Here is a 23,186-nt window from a genome sequence, read left to right as displayed (position 1 = left end):
TATGGAGCTTTCAGCGTTAACCGCTATCTCTCCAGTGGATGGTCGCTACGGCAGCAAAACCACTGAACTACGCAGTATTTTCAGCGAATTTGGCTTAATCAAATACCGCGTAACCGTTGAAGTGCGTTGGTTGCAAGCCTTAGCTGCAGCAAGCGATATTAAAGAAGTACCTGCATTTAGCGAACAAGCCAATGCACTTTTAAATGCCATAGTTGATAATTTCAGCGAAGCAGACGCACAGCGTGTTAAAGACATTGAACGCACCACAAACCACGATGTTAAAGCGGTAGAATATTTACTAAAAGAAAAAGTAGCCGATAACAGCGAAATTAACGCTATTAACGAGTTCATCCATTTTGCCTGTACATCAGAAGATATTAATAACCTATCTCATGGTTTAATGCTAAGCGAAGCTCGTGATAATGTGCTCCTTCCATACTGCGACCAACTACTTAACGCTATAAAAGAAAAAGCCATTGAGTACAAAGCAGTACCTATGATGACGCGTACCCACGGCCAACCAGCTACGCCTTCAACAATGGGTAAAGAGTTTGCTAACGTATACATGCGTTTAAAACGCCAGCGCGACCAAATCGCACAGGTAGAAATGCTAGGTAAAATTAACGGTGCTGTAGGTAACTACAATGCTCACCTGAGTGCTTACCCAGATTACGATTGGCATACCCACGCAAGCAACTTTGTAACTAGCCTTGGTTTAACCTTTAACCCGTTCACTACACAAATAGAGCCGCATGACTACATTGCCGAGCTATTTGATGCTATTGCTCGCTTTAACACTATTTTACTTGATTTTAATCGTGACGTTTGGGGTTACATTGCCCTTAACCACTTTAAGCAAAAAACCATTGCTGGCGAAATCGGCTCTTCAACAATGCCGCATAAAGTAAACCCTATCGACTTTGAAAACTCAGAAGGTAACCTAGGTTTAGCAAATGCTATATTTGCTCACCTTGCACAAAAACTGCCTGTTTCTCGTTGGCAGCGTGACCTTACCGACTCAACCGTTTTACGTAACTTAGGTGTGGGTATGGGCTACACGCTTATTGCGTATCAATCTACACTTAAAGGCGTAAGCAAGCTTGAAGTAAATGAGCAACGTTTACTTGATGAGCTTGATCAAAACTGGGAATTACTTGCTGAGCCAATTCAAACGGTTATGCGTAAATACGGTATTGAAAAACCATACGAAAAACTTAAAGATTTAACGCGTGGTAAACGTGTAAATCAAGAGATTATGGCCGACTTTATCGATGGTTTAGACCTGCCAGAGCACGCTAAAGTAGAAATGAAAAAACTAACACCTGCCAACTACATTGGCCGCGCTGTTGAGTTTATTGACGATTTAGTTTAAATACTAAATTGCGCATATAAAAAGCGAAAGGATAATCCCTTTCGCTTTTTTTGTACTAAAAATTATAGGCCAACTCTATGTACCAATTAAAAATAAACAACCTCTGTGAGCAAGAATTTTTAAACCAATACTGGCAAAAAAAACCGCTATTAATTAAACAAGGCTTTACAGACTTTCAAGACCCAATAGAGGCAGAAGAGCTTGCCGGTCTTGCTATGGAAGAAAGTATAGAGTCGCGAATTGTTACCAACCACAATAACGATTGGCAAGCATACCAAGGCCCATTTGAAGACTTTGAAAAATTAACTGAGCAACACGCTACTTTATTGGTACAAGCGGTTGATCATTGGCATAGCGATGCAGCACAACTGCTTCAGCCATTTCGGTTTATACCTAACTGGCGAATAGATGATTTAATGATCAGCTACTCAACCCCTAAAGGTGGCGTTGGTCCACACCTAGATCAGTACGATGTATTTATTATTCAAGGCGAGGGTAAGCGTCATTGGCGTGTTGGCCTGCCTGATCCAACACTTAAACAATTTGCGCAAAATAAAAAACTACTGCAAGTTGAGCAATTTGAAGCCGTTATAGATTGTATTTTAGAGCCCGGCGATATTTTATATATACCACCTGGGTGCCCTCACGAAGGTTATGCAATAGAAAACGCCCTTAACTACTCGGTTGGATTTAGAGCGCCTAATCAACAAGACTTATTTTCTAGTTTTGCCGATCATGTTATAGATACCGACAGCGGCCAAAAACGCTATACCGATCACACTTTAGCCCTTAGGGACTCAAAAGGTGAGCTTTTACAGAGCGAAACCGATAAAGTTAAAACCCTTATGCAAGCGCTACTTAATAACGATGAGCTATTTAAGCATTGGCTTGGTAATACCTTAAGCCAAGCCAAGCACGAAATGGACTTAGCCCCACTTGAAGAGCCTATAACCTGCGAGCAAATGAGTGATTTAATAACAAATAATGCAGAAGAGTTTGAGCGTTTAGGCGGCGTACGTGCAATCTATCAGCAGCTAGAAGACGCCCTATTATTAAGTATTAATGGCGAAAACTACCCGTTACCACTTTGCGACTTAAATGCCGTTACACTATTAACAGATCATGATTATGTTAATACCGACGATTTAAACGCAGCGCAGCCCAGCCTAGTTTTTATTCAAACCTTTACTACACTAGTTAATGAGGGGATGTGGTTTAATTAGAGGTGCGCTATGGGCTATCAAATTAATAAGGTCGAGTGGGATAGGCAAAAAGACCAGCTACAACAAATACGTGAAAAAGTATTTGTGTATGAGCTACACATACCCAAACGAATAGAATTTGATAGCCAAGACAAACTAGCACACCATGTGCTAGTTACTCACAACAGTAACGCCCCCGTAGCCACAGGTAGGCTGTGTACAGATGGCTTAATAGGCCGAATAGCCGTTTTACCCGCACACCGTAATCGCCATGTTTATACTTCATTACTTACTTTTATTGTTAATCTTGCCGCTAACGATGGGCACCAAGTTATTAGTATTAATTGTATTTTAAACGAAGTTGAGCGCTTTAAACGAAACGGCTTTATACAACAAGGCGGTGTTTTTATGGAAGCAGGTATACCTAGGCAGCGAATGCAATGCCATGTGTCTGAGTTTGTCACTAAACCATTTACATTAGTACATTAAAAAAGGGCCGTTAATAGCCCTTTTTTACGTTTATACAAGCAATACCTTATTTTGGTTCATTAGCCCAAAGTTGCTCGTTTTCATGCATTTCGTATAAGCCGTGAGCACGGTTTATAAGTAAGTTAGCAAAGTCGACTTGGGTTTTATCGCGTGCGCCAACACTCATTATTTGATCTGCTTTTAACTGCCATTGTAAAGAAAAATATCGCATAGCATCGCGCGCATCTTTTGCTGCACTGACTTCTGCATGATCAGTGGGTAAGCGCCCTGTTATTACCCAGTAGCTCTTGCCATTTTGCGCTTTAAATTTCCACATAGCACACAATGGCGCTAAAAAGCGGCTGTCTTTGTCTATTACTGATTTAGGCATAATGCCTTTTTCTGCTAAGTATTTTTGGGCGTTTTGAAAACACTCGCGTTGCCAAGCAACCCGTTGTTGCTCTATTTGTGCTTGCTCTTGCGCTGTTAATGGTTTTTTTTCTTCTTGCTGCATTTTATTAACCTTTACTGCTTTTTTTTCTACACTCTAAGTGCATAACAAATAAGGTGCAAGCATAAAACACCTGCTTTGCACCTTAAATACACCATTTGATTTGTTTTTAATCACAATTGCGCTTAAGCAATAATAAATCGCTGTTATTTTATATTGTGATCAAACGAGCCTACATCACCTGGGAACACCACTGGCGATTCAATCCCGTCTTTATTTATCGCTGCAACACCGAAATAGTAATTATCTATAACAACGTTTTTAAGTGTAGCTTTACTTACATTGCCCACATCTTGACTAAATTGCCATTGTGGCTCACTGGTATAGCGCCAATAAATACGATAACCGGCTATATTATCATCATCAGAACTTTGCCACGAAAGCGTAGTGTCGGCCTTAACCGCACCTTCAATTTTTACCTGCTTAGGAGGAGCTGGCGCCCAAGCCATTGAAGCCATTGTTACTGCGTTCAATGATGTAAGCTTTGTTGTGTAGTCAAAATCAACGCCATCTATGGTATCGCCATAAACCACCCCATTTTCTGTACGTAAATCTTGATGTTGTCGGTCGTAATGCTCATTAGTTTCCATAATTCTGACTGCTGCAAAACCCGCATCGTTAAATGGTCTATGGTGCCCGCCCCGGCCAAACCTATCTAACCTGTAAACTAACATCGTATCTAAATTTGGAATATACCTATCGGCAATTGTATCTATATACCGCGCTAAATTACGGCTCGCCGAATCGACTTCACCACCTGTAAAACGGCGCGTTCTTGCTTGTTGTTTCGTTTCTACTACACGCGTGCCTTCTGAGAAAATACGCGCCGTTGTATTGTCGGTAACGCCATTAATACCAGTAATATTGCCAATCATGTCGTTATTTAAAACGCCATGTACTTGCCAATTGTGCTCTTGCGCATACGCTGTGAGTATTTTACCGCCAAATAAACCTTGCTCTTCGCCCGACAACGCTGCATACAAAACTGAGCCATTAAATTTATGCTTGCTTAGTACACGTGCAGCTTCAATAACCCCTGCCACGCCTGAAGCGTTATCATTAGCACCCGGTGAATCACTGGTAAAGTCCATTACATCACTCACCCGCGAATCAATATCGCCCGACATAATAACCATTCGGTTTGGCTCAGTACTACCACGCTGAATGGCCACTATATTCACCACTTCAACAGGATTAGGAATTCGTTTTTCACCTGATATAGTGTCTTTAACTTCAATAACTTCTAGGCAACCACCACATTGCGCTGATATTTTTTCAAACTCTTTTTTGATCCAACGCCGTGCAGCACCTATGCCCCGTGTATCTGACTTAGTTTCAGAAAGCGTATGGCGGGTACCAAAATCCACCAGCGTTTGTATGTCGCTCTCAATACGTTTAGCTGATACCTGCGCTGCAATATCATGTAGCTTTTGTTGTTCTTCATATTTTATGCTGGCATGAGCCTGTGCTGATAACCCTGCCGTACAAGCAAAGGCTAACGTACTCAATTTAATAAGTTTAGTTGTAATAGAAAAAGGGGTTTTGCGCATTATAAGCTCCTTATTTTTTACCTTACCATTACTCAACACCCTATTTAGTGCAACTATTTTGAGTTAAAGCTTTATACAAGTAAGCTCAACTGTAAAAATTAACCACACATAAGTACTCCCCTCTTTTAAATAACCAAGCGTATTACAAACCTTGTTACATAAATACGCTATATACATAGCGTGTTTTCGTGGCAAACTAATGGGGTGTTTTATTTGTATTTGTAACCTATGCGCCAGCTTAAAGCCGACACTGTCTCTGCCAATTTAATAGCCTCTAGTAACAATCAATATGGGCCTATTTGTGTTTATCAAAATGCTGCCTATCGCTGGTTAACACTTGCCCAAAATGCACAAAGCGATATCACTATTCAAGGGGTGATGAGCCTTAATAAGAATGAGCAATTACTGATTGCGGTTAATCAATGTATGCTGTTATTTTTACTTAAAACAGCTGAGCCACTACGGGTTTTAAATTTAGGTTTAGGTACTGCGGGCATTGAGCGAGCCATTCATTATTTACATAACAAAACGGCTTATATAAATAACTTAGCTGTGTTTGACAGTGTAGAAATAAACCCCGCGATGATAAGCGTTGCTAAGCACCATTTTAACTTGCCCGCTAATCATACGGTGCACTTACAAAATGCAGAGCTGTTTGTTGCAACGTGCACGCGCACATACAATGTCATTACAATTGATATTTTTAGTGGCGATGTACATCAAGACTTTTTATCTAACAGCGTATTTTGGCAAAACATACGTCGCTGCAGCGGGCTAAATGCGCAAATTATTATAAATTTAAACCCTAAAACAGGAAAAGAGCTCCAAGCTTTACTCGTCTTGTTTAGGCAACACTTTAGCTGTATTGCCCTTATAGAGTTTAACGAATACAAAAATATTGTCGTGATGCTTTCTCAGCAAAGTTTAGTGCACATTAATAAAGAAGAAATAGCCCATTCGCCATTATTTAAAACGTGGGCGCCTTCCCTTCACAGCGACATAAACAGCATTTATCACATAGAGTAATTTAGCGCCCTGGTTCGTGTTTTTCATAGCACGGCAAATGGGTTTCTAATTGCTCCCAATTGGCTTTAGAGGTAACAAAATTATGCGACATTACCTGTTCAGTAATATCGTCATCTATCAACCCTAGGCGTATTCGCAAGCGAGATTTATCCTCTGCATTAGCACTGTAAATAGGTGAGCCACATGTTTTACAAAAAAAGCGCGCACGCCCAAGTTTGAAATTAAATTCAGTTAAATTATCTTCACCTTTGGTAAGTGTAAATTCGTGAGTGTTTACAAAACCATTAGTAGCAAAAGCAGTCCCGCTGTTTTTTCTGCATAGTGAGCAGTGACAATGAATAATTTGAGAAATAGCCCCTCTAATTTCAACACTTACCGCTTTACATAGGCACGTTCCAGTATACATATAATCCCTTTTATTATTTTTAATTGCGTGTAATTAGGTATTTTACGCGTTTAAAATATAAACGTCAGTAGAATAGATAAAACACAATATTGGTTGACTAATTTAAACCAAATTGGTTATATGGATTTTAAGTTTGAAAAATTAAAAGTCACATATTGGTTTACCAATTTATATGCCTATACTTACATTAGTAAAAGAGGGATTATGCGCGTTAAATACAGCTTACTGTTAGTGGCCTGCTCAGGATTATTAGCCTGTAGCCAAAACAATCAAAATGCCCCCTCTGCAAAATGGCTATTAGTAGATAACTTTGAACAGCCGCTAAAAGGCTGGACAAAGGCCGACACAGACAACCAAACTCAACCTTATGTCGCTAACCCACAAGTAACTAAAATAGAAGTTGAGGAGACAGCCAAAGGGATTAACCACATTTTAATTAAAAAGCCTGCCGAAAAGGGTATTGTCGGCAACCGCAAAGCCCTCAGCTATAAAAAGCTTCCAAAAACAGTGCCCGTTGGCGAAACCTACACTTTTTTTTACCCGCATTAACGTTGCCTCTTTTCCAAATAACCATGCTTTTGGATTAAGTAACTTAGAGCCAGAGCAAATAAACGTTCATGGCTACGATGCCTTCGAAGCCACTCTACGAGTCACCGATAAAACCGAATCAAATGGGTTAGTTAATACCGGGGCGCTAATGGTCAAAACTGATAAGGGCTATAGTAATATCCAAAACTATGCACAAGCGCAATCGGCTAAACCACTTGATACAAACAGTTGGTACAACATTTGGTACGTTGTTAATAATGCATCGGTAAAAATGCAAGGCCAGCAATACAATGTATATGTACAAGGCGGCGAATTTAAAAACCAAACCTTAGTGTATAAAAATGCCACCTTTAGAATGAAACGCGAACGCCCACTTAGCTATTTTTTAGCTAACTGTAATACGGGCCCACATAAAAAGCCCTACGGAAATGGCGGTTTACGCTATGACGACATTTACATGATTAAAGGCGTAAACCTCACAAACCCTATTCGATAAAAGTAGCAGTGTAAATTAGTCGCTAAAGATCTACAGCGCGCCACTTAAATGGTATGATCCTTTTCTATTTTTTGTCATTTAAGTTTATAAAATGTATCGATTATTCGAAAAAATGACCAACGCATTTCCTGAGCAAAAGCCAACGCAGCCGCCCTCTACCTTATTTGCGTTTTGTCGTCATTACACTAAAGGTATGGAGCTGTCGTTAGTTTTAATGTCTGTTAGTGCTGCCCTGCTTGCCATTTTAGAGGTATCGTTATTTAGCTATATGGGCCAATTGGTTGACTGGTTGGGCACCTACACACCGCAAACACTATTTGAAGAGCAAAAAGCCGAACTTATAAAAATGGCAGTAGTGCTTTTAGTGGTGTTGCCTATAGTGGTGTTTTTTCACTCGGCTATTTTACACCAAGCATTACTGGGTAATTACCCTATGTCGATTCGTTGGTCGGCGCATAGATACTTATTACGCCAAAGTGTTAGCTTTTATCAAAACGAGTTTGCAGGGCGTATTGCCACAAAAGTAATGCAAACATCACTGGCCGTACGAGAAGCCGTAATGAAACTGCTCGATGTACTAATGTATATTGTGGTTTATTTTGGCGCTATGGTGTTTTTAGTTGCAGAAGCTGATTGGCGTTTAATGCTACCGCTTTTAGTGTGGGTAATTATTTATGCCGCCATTCAAATGTACTTTGTGCCAAAACTTAAAAAAATTGCCAGCTCGCAGGCCGATGCGCGCTCTGAAATGACCGGCCGTATAGTTGACAGCTATACAAATATATCGACCATTAAGCTTTTTTCGTACACACAACGTGAAGAGCAATACGCTAAACAAAGTATGGATGTATTTTTGCAGCCTGTTTATAAGCAAATGCGTTTAGTAACCAGCCTTAACTTTGCCATTAATAGCCTAAATTACTTATTAGTATTTAGTGTGGCCGCACTATCCCTTTATTTATGGTCGTTAAGTGCAATTAGCGCAGGCGCCATTGCAGTTGCGGTTAGTTTATCGCTTAGATTAAATGGCATGGCGCAGTGGATCATGTGGGAAATAAGCAGCTTGTTTGAAAACATTGGTACCGCCACCGATGGCATGAAAACCTTATCTACGCCCATTAAAGTAGATGACAAACCCGATGCAAAAACGCTTAACGTTTCTAAGGGCGAAATCGCGTTTTCAAATGTTCACTTTAACTACGGCAAAGCCGCTAACGAAACCAATCGCGGACCGGTAATGAACGGCCTAAACCTCCATATCAAACCCGGTGAAAAAATTGGCTTAGTGGGTCGCTCTGGCGCTGGTAAATCAACGTTAGTTAATTTACTCCTGCGCTTTTACGATACCGATTCGGGGACGATTAAAATTGATGGCCAAAACATTACCGATGTAAGCCAAGCAAGCTAAAGCACTCGAGTTTATAAGCGATTTAGAAGATAGCAAAGGCAATAAAGGGTTTGATGCTCAAGTAGGCGAGCGCGGTGTAACCCTCTCTGGTGGGCAACGCCAGCGTATCGCTATAGCGCGGGTATTACTGAAAAATGCACCTATTTTAATACTCGATGAAGCCACCAGCGCACTCGACTCAGAAGTTGAAGCCGCAATACAAGCAAGCCTAGATGATTTAATGACAGGTAAAACTGTGATTGCCATTGCTCACAGGCTATCGACCATTGCGCAAATGGACAGACTTATTGTACTTGATGAAGGACGCGTTGTAGAGCAAGGCAGCCACGAATCTCTCATTGCGCAAAATGGTATTTATGCTGGGCTTTGGGCGCATCAAACCGGTGGGTTTATTGGTGTAGATTAGGCGTGTTGATCTTTGCGAATTGAAATTTGTTCAATCTAGGGGCGATCAAATCGCGGCGCGAGGTTTGCAACCTAGTGGGCTAAGTAAAAACCGAGCAACAAAGAGTTTATCGCCCCTAGGCAGAACCCAAAGGGCAGCGTATGTTTGGCATTTATGCTGCGTTATCGCCTATTTATGGGGAATAACCACACTTCATAGGCTCTGCCTTGCCTAAAAACCAAACATACTGCTGCAAATTCAAACGCCAAAGGTCAACACGCCCTAATCTCAGCTAAAAACTAAAAAGCAAAAGGGCTAATTACAGCCCTTTTCGTTTTTATACTAGCGGCTTAATAGCCTTTAATCGCGTGATATTAAGCCATTAATCTCAAGCCAATTAAAATTAGCATAACAATATTGGCTATAAAACTGATTAAAAAGAAATACGTGCGTGGGCTTGGGTTTTTCTCTGTGGCTATAGCGTAATACAGCGCCATATGAATTAATCGCGCTATTACATACACCCAAACACACATGGCAAATATAGGGCTTTGGTAATTTATAACAAATGCAAACAACACAGTACCAATAAACAACGCGCTGTTTTCTAGTGTGTTATGAAAAGTACGATGGGCTCTAAATATAAAACTGTCGTGCGATAAATCATCGCTTATTTTACCCGGTACAGCTTTAGGTTGTTTAGCTTTGCTAAAGGTAGCTACCGACCACTGTACCACTAACATTATTAAGTAAACGTAAAACGCCATATAGGCAGAAAGCGCAACTTCAGTCATTTTTATGTCCTTAAAATTGTTTTAACTCAGTAGTTATAGCAAGTTTCAAGCCTAAAATAAGTTCATTATAATTAATAACTTGTAATTTATAGGTTCAATAATAATGTAAAAGCTGCAAAGCTATTTATAAATGTTACCCACGAATTAACTCCTTAACGTTAGCGTAATTAATACCACTGCGTGATCGGTTGTTAAATCGTCTCGTTCGTATTCTGGGTTTATTAAATGCCTGTCGTATGTATGATAATCACTCACTTCATAAAAGCTATCATCGTAACTTGGGTCAAATTCACACGAAAGTAAAATATAATCAAGTACCGTACTACTCGTTCCATAGTAATGGGTAGGGCTGCGATTTAATAGCGGCGCAGCGGGGGCATTACTTTGTTGAGCATCTGCATGGCTGCCAGCGTTTTGCTGGGTGTTGTGCGCCGTAAATTGGCTCATTTTTAGTGTTTTAAATAACTGCCATGCGTCATTTAAACAATATTTAGCAAGGTATGTTTTAACATCAAACGCTGGGGCAAATCGCAATGTATTCGTTAATAAATGGGTCAATACGCCATCGGCTAGGTCGTTATTAAAATCGCCCATTAACACCATAGGCTGTTGTGTAGCTTCGCGTCGGGCAATCATTTCTATCATTAGTAGTGTGGCTTCACTGCCGCGCTGAATGGTTGAGCCCCACGAGCCGGCCACATTTGCTTTAAGAGTGTCTATTATGTTTTTTTCGCTTGAGGGTGTCTCGGTTTTGGCTGAGCTAGTAGTACTTTCATCACTCTCAATCATGGCTCGTTTTGACTTAAAATGAACCACATAACAGTCGGTATTACCTACATGGGGTAATCTAATGGTGGCTCTTAACACCTTACGGCTAAACGTAAAATTACTATTAAGGCCAAGCATTTCAACAAGCTCGGTATTGTGCTTAACCGCAGCAACATCAACAATCTCAAATTTAGACGCTATTGCCACGACCGGGCGCTTAAAAATAAAATCATCAATCACCTCTGGTGTATCAACCACAGCAAAATATGTATAGCCTTGCTGCGCCATTAACGCTTTTAGCGATTCAATACTAAATACTTCTTGAAAACCTATTACATCAGGCGCGTACTCATTTAAATAATCTACAATCCAGCGCTGTTTGCGTGCCCATTGCTCTGCGGTATAAATTTTTTCAAAATCGTAATACGCATTAGGCGGCTCAAGGTAGTTAAATAAATTAAACGTGGCTATTTTAAATTGCGTGTTTTTGACTACAGGCTCGTTTAAATCAGCGGCAGGTTCAGCCCCAAGCGTAGTGTGATGTAATGTCGATTCAAAATTACTGATAACAATAGCCTAGCGAATAAAAGTGCGTTAATTATACCCTAAAGGGTTTAAAGTTCTAAACCGTGAATTATTCTCAACATGCAAATAAAGCCCTTTATTTACGCTATACTGCCCTCCTCGTTATTAGCGCACACATAGGTATTATGAACTACTCAAATTTTGGTACTAAATTTACACAACCCAACGGAATAACGCAGCTTATGGAAGATTTAGGCAGCGCTAACGCAAGCAATAATCCAAATATTGTTATGCTAGGTGGCGGTAACCCCGCACACGTACCCCAGGTTAATGCTGTATTTTTAGATGAATTACAAAAGCTAGTAGCCAGTAATAAAGTATCGCAAGTATTTGGTTTGTACGACGGGCCAACTGGCAATGACGAATTTAGAGCGGCCCTTGCCAAACAGCTCAATAGCGAGTTTGACTGGGGCTTAACACCACAAAACATAGCACTGGGTAACGGCAGCCAAGCTAACTTTTTTGTATTATTTAATATGCTTGCGGGCAAAATGAGCGATGGCACTAATAAGCGTATATTGTTTCCGCTTGCGCCTGAATACGTAGGTTACGCCGACCAAGGTTTATCTGATGATATGTTTGTGGCAATAAAGCCCGACATCGAAATTTTAAATACCCCCAGTGGCTCTAAGCAATTTAAATATGTCATTGATTTTGACGCGGTAGAAAACGTATTAGCCAACGATACCAGTATTAGTGCACTGTGCGTATCGCGCCCTACCAACCCAACTGGTAATGTCATTACCGATGAGGAAGTACGCCATCTAGACGCCCTTGCACACAAGTACAATATTCCCCTAATTATTGATAACGCCTACGGCGACCCCTTCCCGGGCTGTATTTACACCGATGCAAACCTTACGTGGAACTCAAACATTATATTGTGTATGTCGCTTTCAAAACTGGGCTTGCCAGGCCTGCGCACTGGTATTGTGGTTGCCAATAACGAAATAATTAAAGCCATTGGCCGTGTTAACGGCTCTATGGTGTTATCGCCTAACGCTATTGGCCCAAGCTTAGTAACCCGCTTAATTAACGAAGGCGAATTATTGCCTTTGTGTAAAAATACTGTATTGCCTTTTTATAAAAATAAAGCAGAGATAGCCATAAACCTGTTTGATGAAATTTTTGCCGACTTGCCTGTCTATTTACATAAACTCGAAGGCGCGTTTTTTATGTGGCTATGGTTTAAAGACTCAAAAATAACCAGCGAAATGCTTTATCAAAAACTCAAAGAGCAAGATGTATATATAATTCCTGGGCATAACTTTTTTATTGGCATTGAAGATAGCTGGGAGCACAAACACCAGTGCGTACGCATTAACTACGCCAACGATGAAGCCACACTCAGAAAAGGCTTAGAGGCTATTAAGGCGCTTATTATGTAGCGCTTTAATTAACGGTTTACATCGTATTTTAACGTGGTGGTTAACGTTTAGCGTTAGCCACTGTGTTTTTTATTTAACGTACTGTTTAGGGGCTAACGCCTTGGTTAACAGGGCAAACAGCAAGCCACCTAAAGCACCTGCTAGTAACTGCAAATAAAACCCCCATCCACGTGCGCCCGCTATAATATGAATATTCATAATCGACTCAATCGCCACTAACACCACGGCAAAAGCAGTGATACCCGATGCCACAAATAACACCATGCTGTATTTTTCAAACTTTTTAACAAGTAACACAACAGCAAAAAAAGCGATAGCTAAAGCAATGGCAATAATAGCGCCATAGGTAGGTAATAGCCCTAACCAATCATCTAGCGTTAAATTAATACGGTCGCTTAAGCTGACCACAACGCCCACATCAACTAATTGATTGACAACGTATTGGCTATGAAACAAGCTAGCAAGAGTAAAGGTAAATAACCAAGAAACTAAAAATATAGGGAGTAAACGTGTTAAAAATGGCATGGTTATCTCAACTTAAAATGAAGCTTTTTTCTTACAGTAGCAAAGGCTTGCAATGTAAACAACGACTCTCTCTATTAGCGCTATGGCTGTTTGTAGGGCTTTTTGCATCTACCGCCAGTGCTGCCGAATTACCTAAAGAGCAATACAGCACTCACACACTCGCAGCACAATTAAATTCGCCGTGGAGCATGGTTAAGCTACCAAACGGGTCATGGCTAATTACAGAGCGCGACGGCCACGTTGTTATTGTAAAAAACAATCAGCAAACTAGAGTAAATTTAAACCTTGAAGGTTTATACGTTGCAGGCCAAGGCGGCTTACTCGATATAGTGCTCTCGCCTAATTTTAACACCAGCAAAGAAGTTATATTTACCTACGCACAAGGCACAGCTGAGGCTAATCGCCTAGTAATTGCAAAAGCTACGTTTAATGGTACCGGCTTTTCAACGCCTGTTATTATTTACACAGTAGCGACTGATAAAAATACCCCACAACACTACGCTGGCCGCGCCCTCTTTTTACCCGACAACACTCTACTGTTTTCAACTGGTGATGGCTTTGATTTTAGAGAGCAAGCACAAGTAATAACCAGCCAACTTGGCAAACTATTACGCATAAACCTAGATGGCACTATCCCAAAAGATAACCCATTTATTAATCACAAAAACCCCAATGCACACGCTGTTTACTCACTCGGTCACCGAAACCCACAGGGCTTAGTGTATGATTACGATACCGAGCAAATTGTTAGCCACGAGCACGGCCCCGCCGGTGGCGATGAGTTAAATTACTTATCGCCAGCTACCAACTACGGCTGGCCGGTGATCACCTATGGTGACGATTATTCACAAGCACGTATTTCTCCATTTAGAGACTACCCCGGTATGCAAAAGCCAAGCGTAGATTGGACGCCATCAATCGCCCCGTCAGGCATGGCGTATTACGGCTCTAAACACGCCACATTCCCTTCACTTGCACAACATGTGCTCATCACTACACTTGTAGATAAAAAGCTCTACAGCGTTAATCTGGCTAATGGCGAATTCACCCAGTCACACATATTTCCAGAAGCAACAGGAAGATTAAGAGATGTGTATGTGACCACGCAAGGTAATGTAGCAATATTAACCGATGGGAAAGATGCTGAGCTGATGTTGTTTATATCGAATTAATTTGCATGAAATAACCAATAATAAAGCTAATGTCAAAAGAAAAGACCTGACCCATTACTTTGAAGTATTTTGAGAAGAGTATGTATTAGGGGTTATGCCTAATTACAGTATATCTTTTGCTTGAACCATATATTCGTCTAAATCTCTGTAAATTAACTGCATAAGCAAAACACCGTTGAGGTCTGTAGAACGCAATACTTGATTTGGGCAATTCAGACTGTTAGTAAATTGTTTTCTTAAATCTACTGTAGCCTCTTTACTCTTACCTTTAATCGATTGGTGCTCTCTATTAATAAGCCAATTTGTAACTCTTTTAGTAATAAGCTTAACTTTTTCTTCAAGCTTATGCCCATTGATAAATAGATAGAGATTTAAATTGTTTAAGCCCTTAGCTCTAAATTCATCACAGTCTCCCAATTCAGGAGCTTCTTCAGCGGTAGTAATATCTAAATTAGAAAGAGAGCTATAAATTGCTTTACTAGAATCCTTGTTATCATCTTTTAGGAATGAAATAAAATTAGCGTAATTTTTAGCAGACCAACATTCGAAAGCCTCAGTAACTTTAAACATATCTGGTGGGATATTACTTGTATTAGTTGCATTTAAACATGCCTCTAAGACGTGCTGAGGGTAAAAATAGTAACTTTCTATTGAATAAGCATAAGTTTGGAATACGTAAGGGCTGTTATAAAATTTTGAATTGGTGCATTTTAGATAGTCATAATCACTATCAATTGCAACTAATAGGCTTCTACCAGGAGTCAAATCACCATCTGAAATACTTCTTAGGATCTCACCCTTACCATTAGAGCCCTTTAGATGTCTCACGGGTTTAACATCAATAGATCTAATGTCCTTATAACTAAATATTTTTCTCCAAAAAGTTACATCTTCTTGAGATTCGACATAAATTTCGATAATTTTTTTTCTAGCAAGAAAAGACTTTGCTTCAATTCTACCTGTATCAATCCTTTGCTTTGGTATCCCTTTTTGAACTATCACTAATTTAGTCCTCTGATAACAACAAACAGTTTGGAAGCCACTCACCGCCAATTAAGTCAGGAGAGTGTGTTGCAATGATGAATTGAGAATTTGGAGCGAGAGAGACTAGATCAGCAATTAAGTTCTTTTGCCAATTAACATGAAGGCTAATTTCAGGTTCATCAAAAAGGAAGACCGAATCTCGATATATCAATACTACAAGGAAAAGATAAATTATTGTCTTTTCTCCCCGAGATAATAGATACCAGGGAATTGGTTTGTTTGAACCAACTTTTCTAGCGGTTATCATGTTGTCTTCGTCTTTAGTAATTTCTTTATTTGTTTGCTTAAAGTAGCGATTTAATATCTCAAAGACATTATCTTTTGTTTCTGTATATTCTTTTATAAAGCTTACGATACTATGTGGATCGTTATTTTTCTTTGAAAAATCTGAGAGTTTCTCAACTATTTGTGACTCATAATTCTGTAAAGCATTTCTTATATAAATAAGTCTATCATCAATACTGTTTTTATAATTATGGTAATTGAATGACTTTGAAAATGGCTCGAGTTTGTCTGTTCGCTTATGAAGTGAGCAGCGATCTTCTTGGTAAAGAAAACAATTTGGAATTAGTTCTTTAATTCTTTCAAAATCACCTGAAATATCGTCACCTGAAAAAAAAGCACTATGCACTGATGCTACACGACATTTTTCGAGATCATCTGAATATGTAATGTTTTTTCTAGAAGCTAATTCACTATCTTTAAAACATAGCTTTTCGAAGCCTTTAACCTTATCAATGTCGTGATAAGCAGCTCCAGGTAGAAGATCTATTAGATGCTTTTCTGCCTCAGAATTATTTGAGACATTTGGAAAAACCGCAGAATAATAATTAAAACAATTAGAAAATGATGACTTTGTACTCCAAAACCGACTCTTTGAAGTATTTCTACTTAACTCTTTATATGAAGTTAGACTATCGAATATGATATTTAAAACGGTACTTTTCCCTGAACCATTTATTCCGGTCAGAAATGTTACATTATCATTGAATTCAAGGGTTACATTTTCAGAATCCCAAAGGTTCAAAATTTCTAACTTTTTTAATTTGTTCATTTTATAAGTCATTCGTATTTAAATATCTATATTAATAAAAGTTTACGTGTTCTAGTTACGTAATACAATGAATCTAAATTAAATGTTCCAAAGTGTACACTTTTTAAAAAATGTTCTGCAATTTTAAACTTAGCTTTAGAAAAAAGCCGCTGTTCGTTTAGAACAGCGGCTTTTCTACTTATAGCTTATAGCTTATAGCTTATAGCTAAAAACTAATAGCTAAACCTTAAGCTTTCCCAATCACTTCAAGTCCACCCATGTATGGGCGTAATACTTCAGGTACTACTACTGAACCATCGGCTTGTTGGTAGTTTTCTAGTATGGCTACGAGTGTACGGCCAACCGCTAAACCTGAGCCATTTAGTGTATGTAGTAACTCTGGCTTTTTAGCACCTTCACGGCGAAAACGTGCTTGCATACGGCGCGCTTGGAAATCGACCATATTTGAACAAGACGAAATTTCGCGGTAGGTATCTTGCGCCGGTAACCATACTTCTAAGTCGTATGTTTTAGCTGCGCCAAAGCCCATGTCGCCCATACATAAAATTACTTTACGGTATGGTAGTTCTAGTGCTTGTAAAATTTGCTCTGCGTGGCCTGTTAGCTCTTCAAGCGCTTGCATTGAATCTTCTGGTTTTACTAGTTGAACTAGTTCAACTTTATCAAACTGATGCTGGCGAATTAAGCCGCGTGTATCGCGACCGTAGCTGCCCGCTTCACTTCGAAAACACGGCGTGTGCGCAGTTAAGCGAATCGGTAAATCGCTTTCTTCGTATATTTCGTCGCGTGCGCTATTAGTCAGCGGTACTTCTGCTGTTGGGATTAAGCTAAAGCCAGCTTGTTGTTCACCGTCGTCGTTTACTAGGCCTAATGTATGGAATAAATCGCCTGCAAATTTAGGTAATTGACTTGTACCGTAAAGGCTTGCGCTATTTACTAAGTACGGTACATACATTTCTGTATAGCCGTTTTTATCTGTGTGGGTATCTAGCATGTATTGCGTAAGTGCACGGTGCATACGCGCTACTTGGCCACGCATTACTGTAAAACGTGCGCCACTAATTTTAACGCCCATTTCAAAGTCTAGGCCGTTTAGGTCTTGGCCTACGTCTACGTGATCTTTTACTTCAAAGTCGTACTTTTTAGGCGTGCCCCAGGTAAGTATTTCAACGTTGTCGTCTTCATCAGCGCCTTCTGGTACTGATTCGTCTGGCAAGTTTGGAATTGCTAAAGCAATTTCGTTAATGGCGTTGAGTACTTCGTCTTGCGCTTTTTTAGTTGCGTCTAATTCGCTACCTAAATTTGCCACTGCGTCTAGTAGTGGTTGTGCGTCTTCGCCTTTTGCTTTTGCTTGGCCAATGGCTTTAGCACTGGCGTTACGTTGACTTTGAAGCTCTTGCGTTTTTACTTGTAATGTTTTGCGTTGTTCTTCAAGTTCTGTCACTTTTGCAACATCAAGCTCGTAGCCACGAGCCGCTAAGCGTGCTGCAGTTTGCCCAACGTCTTGTCGTAAATATTTAGAATCTAACATGTTAGTTTTTTAACCTTTTTGCATTACCAGCTGAAGGCCCAGCCAAGCCATAAAAATACAGATCATCACATTTAAGATGATATTGAGGGCCATTTTAATAAAGTGACCTTGTTGTAATAACAACAACGAGTCCATTGAGAATGTTGAAAAGGTGGTTAACGCACCTAAAAAGCCAATACCAATAAGGGTTTTAGCGGGGCTTGTGGCGATAATTTCTTTCTCTATCAAACCGTACAAAATGCCCATTAACAATGAACCCAGAATATTAACCGTCAACGTGCCAAAAGGGAATCCCCTACCAAGGAGTTTTAGCATGGTTTCGCTAATAAAAAATCGTAAACAGGCTCCTGAGGCGCCACCAAGGGCGATCATCATATAAAGTTTAATCATTTTCGTATCGTTTAAGTGGGCTTTGCGCGTCGCGTTCTTTTAAGTAATCAAGCTTTTGCTTAATTTTTTGCTCAAGGCCGCGATCGCTCGGTAAATAATAGTGTTTGTCTTGAATTTCTGGCGGTAAATATTTTTCACCGGCGGCAAAGGCGCCCTCTTCGTTATGTGCGTAGCGATACTCGGCGCCATAGCCTAAATCTTTCATTAGGTTTGTGGGCGCGTTTCGTAAGTGCTCTGGAACTGGGTAGCTTGGCTCGTTTTTGGCATCAGCTTTTGCTTGGTTAAATGCCATATAAACCGCATTACTTTTGGGTGCGCTGGCTAAGTATAAAGTGGCTTGTGCAATGGCGCGTTCGCCCTCGCTTGGGCCTACACGCTGAAATATATCCCATGCGTTTAACGCCACTTCCATTGCCCGTGGGTCGGCATTACCTATGTCCTCTGTGGCAATGGCAAGTAAACGCCTTGCTACATAAAGTGGGTCGCCGCCGCCGGCTAAAATACGGCAATACCAATACAGCGCGCCATCGGGTGAGCTGCCTCGTACTGACTTATGAAAAGCCGATATTAAATCGTAAAATTCATCGCCGCCTTTATCGTATTTAGCTAAATGGGTTGGCAGTACTTGGCTTAATACGTGCTCATCTACGTTGTATGTGCCGTTTTGCTCACTCGTTAAATCAACCGCTTGCTCAAGCAGGTTTAACACTTTACGGGCATCGCCGCCGCTTGCTTGGCAAAGCGCCTGTTTGGCGTTATCGGCAATAACAATATTTTTTTGGTTTAGTTGCTCATCTTGCTTAAGTGCGCGCTCTATCACTGTGTATAGGTCGCTCTCTTGTAACGACTTTAAAACATACACGCGTGCACGCGATAAAATCGCATTATTAAGTGCAAATGAAGGGTTTTCGGTTGTCGCACCTACAAATATAAAAGTGCCGTCTTCTATATGTGGTAAAAATGCATCTTGCTGCGATTTATTAAAACGGTGTACTTCATCCACAAACATTAAGGTGCGTTGCCCGCGGCTTTGTAGGTTATCGTGCGCTTGCGTTACGCTGTCGCGAATATCTTTTACGCCTGCGGCCACAGCCGACATTTGTATAAGTTCGGCATCGGCGTGGTTTGCAATAATTTGCGCAAGGGTGGTTTTACCTACCCCAGGCGGCCCCCACAAAATTAAGCTGTGGCAACGCCCTGCAACAATGGCTTGGTGCAAGGGCTTGTCGCTACTTAGTAAATGCTGCTGACCTATGTATTCGTCAAGCGTTGTTGGGCGCATGCGCGCCGCAAGTGGGCGTACATCGGGCCCAAAGTTAAAGCCTAAATTATTCACCGTTACTCTGATCGTCTATTTCTACACCCTCTGGTGGGGTAAATTCAAAGGTGCTTGTATCAAGCGCGGTATTTACTTGTGCATTGTTAAAACTAAACGACGAAAGCTGACCAGAATTATCCGTCACAACTAACTTAGCAAGGCCTTGCTCGTTACCTGCAAAGGTAATATCAAGTTGCTCTACTTGGCTTTCTACGCCTTTATTTGGCGTTACACTAAAGCCAGAGTCTGTGGCTTGAACACTGTATTTTTCCCATTGTGCGGGATCTTTTGAAGTAAGCAGTACAAACGGTGTTGAATCTATAAGGCTATGGGTATCCATAATAGTTACTTGCTCAGCAAAGCTGTCGAAGTAATAGGTTTTGTCACCATTGGATACAAATAAGGTATCGTCTGGGTTTGTTTGCTGCCAGCGGATCATCATAGGTTGTTTAAGGGCAATTGTGCCCTCGCCTTGCATAACCGCTTGGCCTTGCGGATCGGTTACGTTTTGAGAAAACTGCGCTTTAAAACTTTTAAGGGTTGCGAGTTTGTCTTGCAGTGCTTGGCTGTCATCAGCAAAGCTAGGCGTGGCAATTAAACTGCCAAGCACTAATAATAAACTGTTTAATTTTTTCATTAATTTGCTCCATTAGGTACTAATACATCGCGAGCGCCGTTATGGCCTGGTGAACTCACGATACCCGATGTTTCCATTTGTTCTACTAGTCGTGCTGCGCGGTTATAGCCAACACGTAATTTACGTTGTACTGATGATACCGATACTTTGCCGGTTTCGATTACAAACGCAACGGCTTCGTCGTATAGCGGATCTGACTCTTCATCTGCATTTTCACTGGTTTCACCTGGTAATAAAACATCTTCTGTTGCATCACCATTTAAAATTTCATCAATGTAATTAGGTTTACCGCGTGCTTTCCAATCGTTTACTACCGCATGTACTTCATGGTCGTCTACAAATGCGCCATGCACACGCTCTGGTACGCTTGTGCCTGGCGGTAAGTAAAGCATATCACCCATACCGAGTAAGTTTTCTGCGCCTTGTTGATCCAATATGGTACGCGAGTCTATTTTGCTCGACACCTGAAACGCCATACGCGTAGGTATATTGGCTTTAATTAAGCCGGTAATTACATCTACCGATGGGCGCTGTGTTGCAAGTACTAAATGTATACCTGCGGCACGCGCTTTTTGCGCAATACGGGCAATAAGTTCTTCAACTTTTTTACCTACAATCATCATCATGTCGGCAAATTCGTCTATTACTACCACTATGCTCGGTAGTTTATCTAACTCGTCTGGGCCTTCTTTCATGCCGTCGGTGTCTTTAAATAATGGGTCAAGAATTGGGTAACCCGCTTCTTTGGCCTCAAGTACTTTTTGGTTGTAACCTTTTAAGTTACGTACACCCAACGCCGACATTAATTTATAACGGCGTTCCATTTCGCCTACACACCAACGTAGTGCGTTAGCCGCTTCTTTCATGTCGGTAACAACTTCACACAATAGGTGCGGAATACCTTCGTAAACCGAAAGCTCAAGCATTTTCGGGTCAATCATGATCATACGAACATCATCAGGGCCCGATTTGTACAGTAAGCTTAATATCATTACATTAACGCCCACTGACTTACCTGAACCTGTGGTACCGGCTACCAGTAAATGGGGCATTTTACCTAAATCGGCACACACAGGTTGCCCTGCAATATCTTTACCTAACACCATGGTTAGTGGCGATGGATTTTGCTCAAATTTAGGGGCGTTAATTACCTCAGATAAACGTACAATTTCACGGTACTTATTAGGCAGCTCTATCCCTATGTAAGTTTTACCTGGGATCACCTCAACCACACGTACACTAATTGCCGATAACGAACGGGCTAAATCTTTTGATAAACCAGTAATTTTAGACACCTTTATACCCGGTGCTAAATCAAGCTCAAAACGTGTTACAACTGGGCCTGGGTATACGCCAACCACTTTTGCTTGTACGTTAAAGTCGAGTAATTTTGTTTCAACAAGACGCGATACACTTTCAAGCTCTTCTTCCGATATCGGGTTTTTTGCTTTATCCGGTCTGTCGAGTAAATCAAGCGACGGTAATGGCCCTGGCGGTGGCTCTTTATCAAGTAACTCTTCAAACTTTTCTTTTGCTGTTGGCGGTGGCTGATATGCAGGTTTTGGCTTAGGCATAGGCCTTGCTGGCGATACCACCGTGGTAACCGGTTTTTCAGGCTCAACAACTTGGCTTTGATCTAGTGCATTTAGCGCAGCCGCTGTATCCATAGGCTCGTCATCTATGGCGCTAAAGCCAATTTCTTGGTCGAGTATATCGTCTAGCTCATCAAATGGACTATAGTCATCACTAATTTGCGGCTCGCTAAAGGTAGGCTGCTCTTTCGTAATGGCTTTTTGTTTAGCTGGCTTTTTACTTTTAGCAGGTTCTTGTTCAAATTCTGATGATTGCTCAAGTGTGGTATCACTTTGCTCATAATCGTCAGGGTCATCATTAAATTGCGCATCGGCTTGCACCGGATTTGCCGCAATACGCTCTCGTTGCATCCAACCTTGGGCGTAATTAGCAATGTAACGGTAGCCTCTAACCACTAAATCGCCGAGGTAGTCTACAAATTCAACCCACGACACACCGGTTAATAAAGTAAGCCCAGCAAAAAAGAAGCACAATAATAGTATAGAGGTACCGGTAAAGTTAAATGCCGGCATCATGGCCGATGCAATCACATCGCCCACTACCCCACCGGATGAAAAGTTATAAATATCATCAAAGTTAATGCTGCTGATTGCCGTTGCTGAGGTAATAAATAAAGCAAAGCCAATAACACGCAAAGCAAGTGTGGTGTAGTCGAGCTGTAAAATACGATGAGGTTGTTTAAATAATAAATAGCCAAACAGCTGAATAGCGGCCGGCACTAAATAAGCAAGCCAACCAAATGACAGTAATAATATATCGGCTACCCAAGCACCGGCAGTGCCTGTAATATTTTTTACGTTTCTAAATTCACCCGTTTGCGACCACGCAGGGTCAGCGGGATCAAAGCTGATTAAAGCACATAAAATGAATATTGCCGCAAAGGTACTGATGATCAGCCCTGTTTCTAATAGTCTTTGCACACCGTTTAGGCGCATAACTTCCTATCCCTCTTTATTGTTCTATTGGCACTTGCTTGCAATCAAATACCTTAGCAGGAAATGCAATTTGATGCAC

Annotated in this window: 19 protein-coding genes and 2 pseudogenes; 8 read left to right on the top strand and 13 right to left on the bottom strand. The window is 40.8% G+C overall.

All coding sequences use genetic code 11. The features are described from left to right. Position 1: 1 nt before the first annotated feature. From purB to PSI06_RS01415, 3 genes are all read left to right on the top strand, one after another. Positions 2 to 1,372 (top strand): adenylosuccinate lyase, encoded by a 1,371-nt coding sequence (gene purB, locus PSI06_RS01425; protein ID WP_273602643.1) that lies wholly within the window; start codon positions 2 to 4, stop codon positions 1,370 to 1,372. A 77-nt stretch (positions 1,373 to 1,449) separates the two neighbouring features. Beyond that, complete coding sequence (locus PSI06_RS01420; RefSeq protein ID WP_273602644.1) at positions 1,450 to 2,595, top strand: cupin domain-containing protein; 1,146 nt, start codon at positions 1,450 to 1,452, stop codon at positions 2,593 to 2,595. 9 nt (positions 2,596 to 2,604) lie between these two features. Continuing rightward, positions 2,605 to 3,063 (top strand): GNAT family N-acetyltransferase, encoded by a 459-nt coding sequence (locus PSI06_RS01415; protein ID WP_138579295.1) that lies wholly within the window; start codon positions 2,605 to 2,607, stop codon positions 3,061 to 3,063. Positions 3,064 to 3,109: 46 nt separating this feature from the next. Here the strand turns inward: PSI06_RS01415 and PSI06_RS01410 are convergent, their stop codons facing one another. Both PSI06_RS01410 and PSI06_RS01405 read right to left on the bottom strand, forming a co-directional pair. Further along, positions 3,110 to 3,556, bottom strand: a complete 447-nt coding sequence (locus PSI06_RS01410; protein WP_029772653.1) for a DUF4826 family protein — start codon at positions 3,554 to 3,556, stop codon at positions 3,110 to 3,112. A gap of 143 nt (positions 3,557 to 3,699) precedes the next feature. After that, entirely contained in the window at positions 3,700 to 5,103 is a 1,404-nt protein-coding gene (locus PSI06_RS01405) for a M28 family metallopeptidase (protein ID WP_273602645.1), read from the bottom strand. Between the two features lie 228 nt (positions 5,104 to 5,331). Between PSI06_RS01405 and PSI06_RS01400 the strand changes: the two genes are divergently transcribed. Beyond that, positions 5,332 to 6,129, top strand: a complete 798-nt coding sequence (locus PSI06_RS01400) for a hypothetical protein (protein WP_273602646.1) — start codon at positions 5,332 to 5,334, stop codon at positions 6,127 to 6,129. A 1-nt stretch (position 6,130) separates the two neighbouring features. Here the strand turns inward: PSI06_RS01400 and PSI06_RS01395 are convergent, their stop codons facing one another. Then, positions 6,131 to 6,535 carry a GFA family protein gene (locus PSI06_RS01395; protein WP_138684616.1) on the bottom strand — a complete coding sequence of 135 codons (405 nt, stop codon included), beginning with the start codon at positions 6,533 to 6,535 and terminating at the stop codon, positions 6,131 to 6,133. Positions 6,536 to 6,739: 204 nt separating this feature from the next. Here PSI06_RS01395 and PSI06_RS01390 point away from each other — a divergent pair. Both PSI06_RS01390 and PSI06_RS01385 read left to right on the top strand, forming a co-directional pair. Continuing rightward, positions 6,740 to 7,580: pseudogene (locus PSI06_RS01390) on the top strand (hypothetical protein). A gap of 91 nt (positions 7,581 to 7,671) precedes the next feature. Beyond that, positions 7,672 to 9,394, top strand: a pseudogene (locus tag PSI06_RS01385) (ABC transporter ATP-binding protein). Positions 9,395 to 9,747: 353 nt separating this feature from the next. Here PSI06_RS01385 and PSI06_RS01380 read toward each other — a convergent pair. After that, positions 9,748 to 10,167: an MAPEG family protein gene (locus tag PSI06_RS01380; protein WP_273602647.1), complete on the bottom strand. Its 420-nt coding sequence runs from the start codon at positions 10,165 to 10,167 to the stop codon at positions 9,748 to 9,750. Positions 10,168 to 10,311: 144 nt separating this feature from the next. Next, positions 10,312 to 11,406, bottom strand: a complete 1,095-nt coding sequence (locus tag PSI06_RS01375; protein ID WP_273602691.1) for an endonuclease/exonuclease/phosphatase family protein — start codon at positions 11,404 to 11,406, stop codon at positions 10,312 to 10,314. 239 nt (positions 11,407 to 11,645) lie between these two features. Between PSI06_RS01375 and PSI06_RS01370 the strand changes: the two genes are divergently transcribed. Continuing rightward, entirely contained in the window at positions 11,646 to 12,908 is a 1,263-nt protein-coding gene (locus tag PSI06_RS01370) for a valine--pyruvate transaminase (RefSeq protein WP_055253823.1), read from the top strand. Between the two features lie 69 nt (positions 12,909 to 12,977). Here PSI06_RS01370 and PSI06_RS01365 read toward each other — a convergent pair whose 3' ends face one another. Then, on the bottom strand, positions 12,978 to 13,433 hold the full coding sequence (locus PSI06_RS01365; RefSeq protein ID WP_004586738.1) for a hypothetical protein: 456 nt from the start codon (positions 13,431 to 13,433) through the stop codon (positions 12,978 to 12,980). Between PSI06_RS01365 and PSI06_RS01360 the strand changes: the two genes are divergently transcribed. Beyond that, positions 13,418 to 14,605 (top strand): PQQ-dependent sugar dehydrogenase, encoded by a 1,188-nt coding sequence (locus tag PSI06_RS01360; RefSeq protein ID WP_273602648.1) that lies wholly within the window; start codon positions 13,418 to 13,420, stop codon positions 14,603 to 14,605. The two genes, PSI06_RS01365 and PSI06_RS01360, sit on opposite strands and share 16 nt — an antisense overlap. Before the next feature lie 102 nt (positions 14,606 to 14,707). Here PSI06_RS01360 and PSI06_RS01355 read toward each other — a convergent pair whose 3' ends face one another. From PSI06_RS01355 to PSI06_RS01325, 7 genes are all read right to left on the bottom strand, one after another. Further along, entirely contained in the window at positions 14,708 to 15,607 is a 900-nt protein-coding gene (locus tag PSI06_RS01355; protein ID WP_273602649.1) for a DUF4435 domain-containing protein, read from the bottom strand. A gap of 4 nt (positions 15,608 to 15,611) precedes the next feature. Beyond that, complete coding sequence (locus PSI06_RS01350; protein WP_273602650.1) at positions 15,612 to 16,703, bottom strand: AAA family ATPase; 1,092 nt, start codon at positions 16,701 to 16,703, stop codon at positions 15,612 to 15,614. Positions 16,704 to 16,929: 226 nt separating this feature from the next. Continuing rightward, positions 16,930 to 18,234, bottom strand: a complete 1,305-nt coding sequence (gene serS, locus PSI06_RS01345) for a serine--tRNA ligase (RefSeq protein WP_273602651.1) — start codon at positions 18,232 to 18,234, stop codon at positions 16,930 to 16,932. 9 nt (positions 18,235 to 18,243) lie between these two features. Next, the gene (gene crcB / locus PSI06_RS01340; protein WP_004586743.1) at positions 18,244 to 18,624 is read right to left on the bottom strand and encodes a fluoride efflux transporter CrcB; all 381 of its coding nucleotides are present in this window, start codon (positions 18,622 to 18,624) and stop codon (positions 18,244 to 18,246) included. Beyond that, the gene (locus tag PSI06_RS01335; RefSeq protein ID WP_273602652.1) at positions 18,617 to 19,960 is read right to left on the bottom strand and encodes a replication-associated recombination protein A; all 1,344 of its coding nucleotides are present in this window, start codon (positions 19,958 to 19,960) and stop codon (positions 18,617 to 18,619) included. Before PSI06_RS01335 ends, crcB begins: the two co-directional genes overlap by 8 nt. Continuing rightward, the gene (lolA, locus tag PSI06_RS01330) at positions 19,953 to 20,579 is read right to left on the bottom strand and encodes an outer membrane lipoprotein chaperone LolA (protein WP_004586745.1); all 627 of its coding nucleotides are present in this window, start codon (positions 20,577 to 20,579) and stop codon (positions 19,953 to 19,955) included. Before lolA ends, PSI06_RS01335 begins: the two co-directional genes overlap by 8 nt. After that, on the bottom strand, positions 20,579 to 23,107 hold the full coding sequence (locus PSI06_RS01325) for a DNA translocase FtsK (protein WP_273602653.1): 2,529 nt from the start codon (positions 23,105 to 23,107) through the stop codon (positions 20,579 to 20,581). Before PSI06_RS01325 ends, lolA begins: the two co-directional genes overlap by 1 nt. Between the last annotated feature and the right edge of the window lie 79 nt (positions 23,108 to 23,186).

The organism is Pseudoalteromonas sp. GABNS16E, assembly GCF_028598715.1.
GTDB lineage: Bacteria > Pseudomonadota > Gammaproteobacteria > Enterobacterales > Alteromonadaceae > Pseudoalteromonas > Pseudoalteromonas atlantica.
Note: the sequence above shows the minus strand (reverse complement) of the source record. Positions and strands in the feature narration are given on the sequence as shown.

What these genes read in the sequence shown, in the direction of transcription:
- purB (WP_273602643.1), top strand. Translation starts at nt 2, where the DNA reads ATGGAGCTTTCAGCGTTAACCGCTATCTCTCCAGTGGATGGTCGCTAC.
- PSI06_RS01420 (WP_273602644.1), top strand. Translation starts at nt 1,450, where the DNA reads ATGTACCAATTAAAAATAAACAACCTCTGTGAGCAAGAATTTTTAAAC.
- PSI06_RS01415 (WP_138579295.1), top strand. Translation starts at nt 2,605, where the DNA reads ATGGGCTATCAAATTAATAAGGTCGAGTGGGATAGGCAAAAAGACCAG.
- PSI06_RS01410 (WP_029772653.1), bottom strand. Translation starts at nt 3,556, where the DNA reads ATGCAGCAAGAAGAAAAAAAACCATTAACAGCGCAAGAGCAAGCACAA.
- PSI06_RS01405 (WP_273602645.1), bottom strand. Translation starts at nt 5,103, where the DNA reads ATGCGCAAAACCCCTTTTTCTATTACAACTAAACTTATTAAATTGAGT.
- PSI06_RS01400 (WP_273602646.1), top strand. Translation starts at nt 5,332, where the DNA reads ATGCGCCAGCTTAAAGCCGACACTGTCTCTGCCAATTTAATAGCCTCT.
- PSI06_RS01395 (WP_138684616.1), bottom strand. Translation starts at nt 6,535, where the DNA reads ATGTATACTGGAACGTGCCTATGTAAAGCGGTAAGTGTTGAAATTAGA.
- PSI06_RS01380 (WP_273602647.1), bottom strand. Translation starts at nt 10,167, where the DNA reads ATGACTGAAGTTGCGCTTTCTGCCTATATGGCGTTTTACGTTTACTTA.
- PSI06_RS01370 (WP_055253823.1), top strand. Translation starts at nt 11,646, where the DNA reads ATGAACTACTCAAATTTTGGTACTAAATTTACACAACCCAACGGAATA.
- PSI06_RS01365 (WP_004586738.1), bottom strand. Translation starts at nt 13,433, where the DNA reads ATGCCATTTTTAACACGTTTACTCCCTATATTTTTAGTTTCTTGGTTA.
- PSI06_RS01350 (WP_273602650.1), bottom strand. Translation starts at nt 16,703, where the DNA reads ATGAACAAATTAAAAAAGTTAGAAATTTTGAACCTTTGGGATTCTGAA.
- serS (WP_273602651.1), bottom strand. Translation starts at nt 18,234, where the DNA reads ATGTTAGATTCTAAATATTTACGACAAGACGTTGGGCAAACTGCAGCA.
- crcB (WP_004586743.1), bottom strand. Translation starts at nt 18,624, where the DNA reads ATGATTAAACTTTATATGATGATCGCCCTTGGTGGCGCCTCAGGAGCC.
- lolA (WP_004586745.1), bottom strand. Translation starts at nt 20,579, where the DNA reads ATGAAAAAATTAAACAGTTTATTATTAGTGCTTGGCAGTTTAATTGCC.
- PSI06_RS01325 (WP_273602653.1), bottom strand. Translation starts at nt 23,107, where the DNA reads ATGCGCCTAAACGGTGTGCAAAGACTATTAGAAACAGGGCTGATCATC.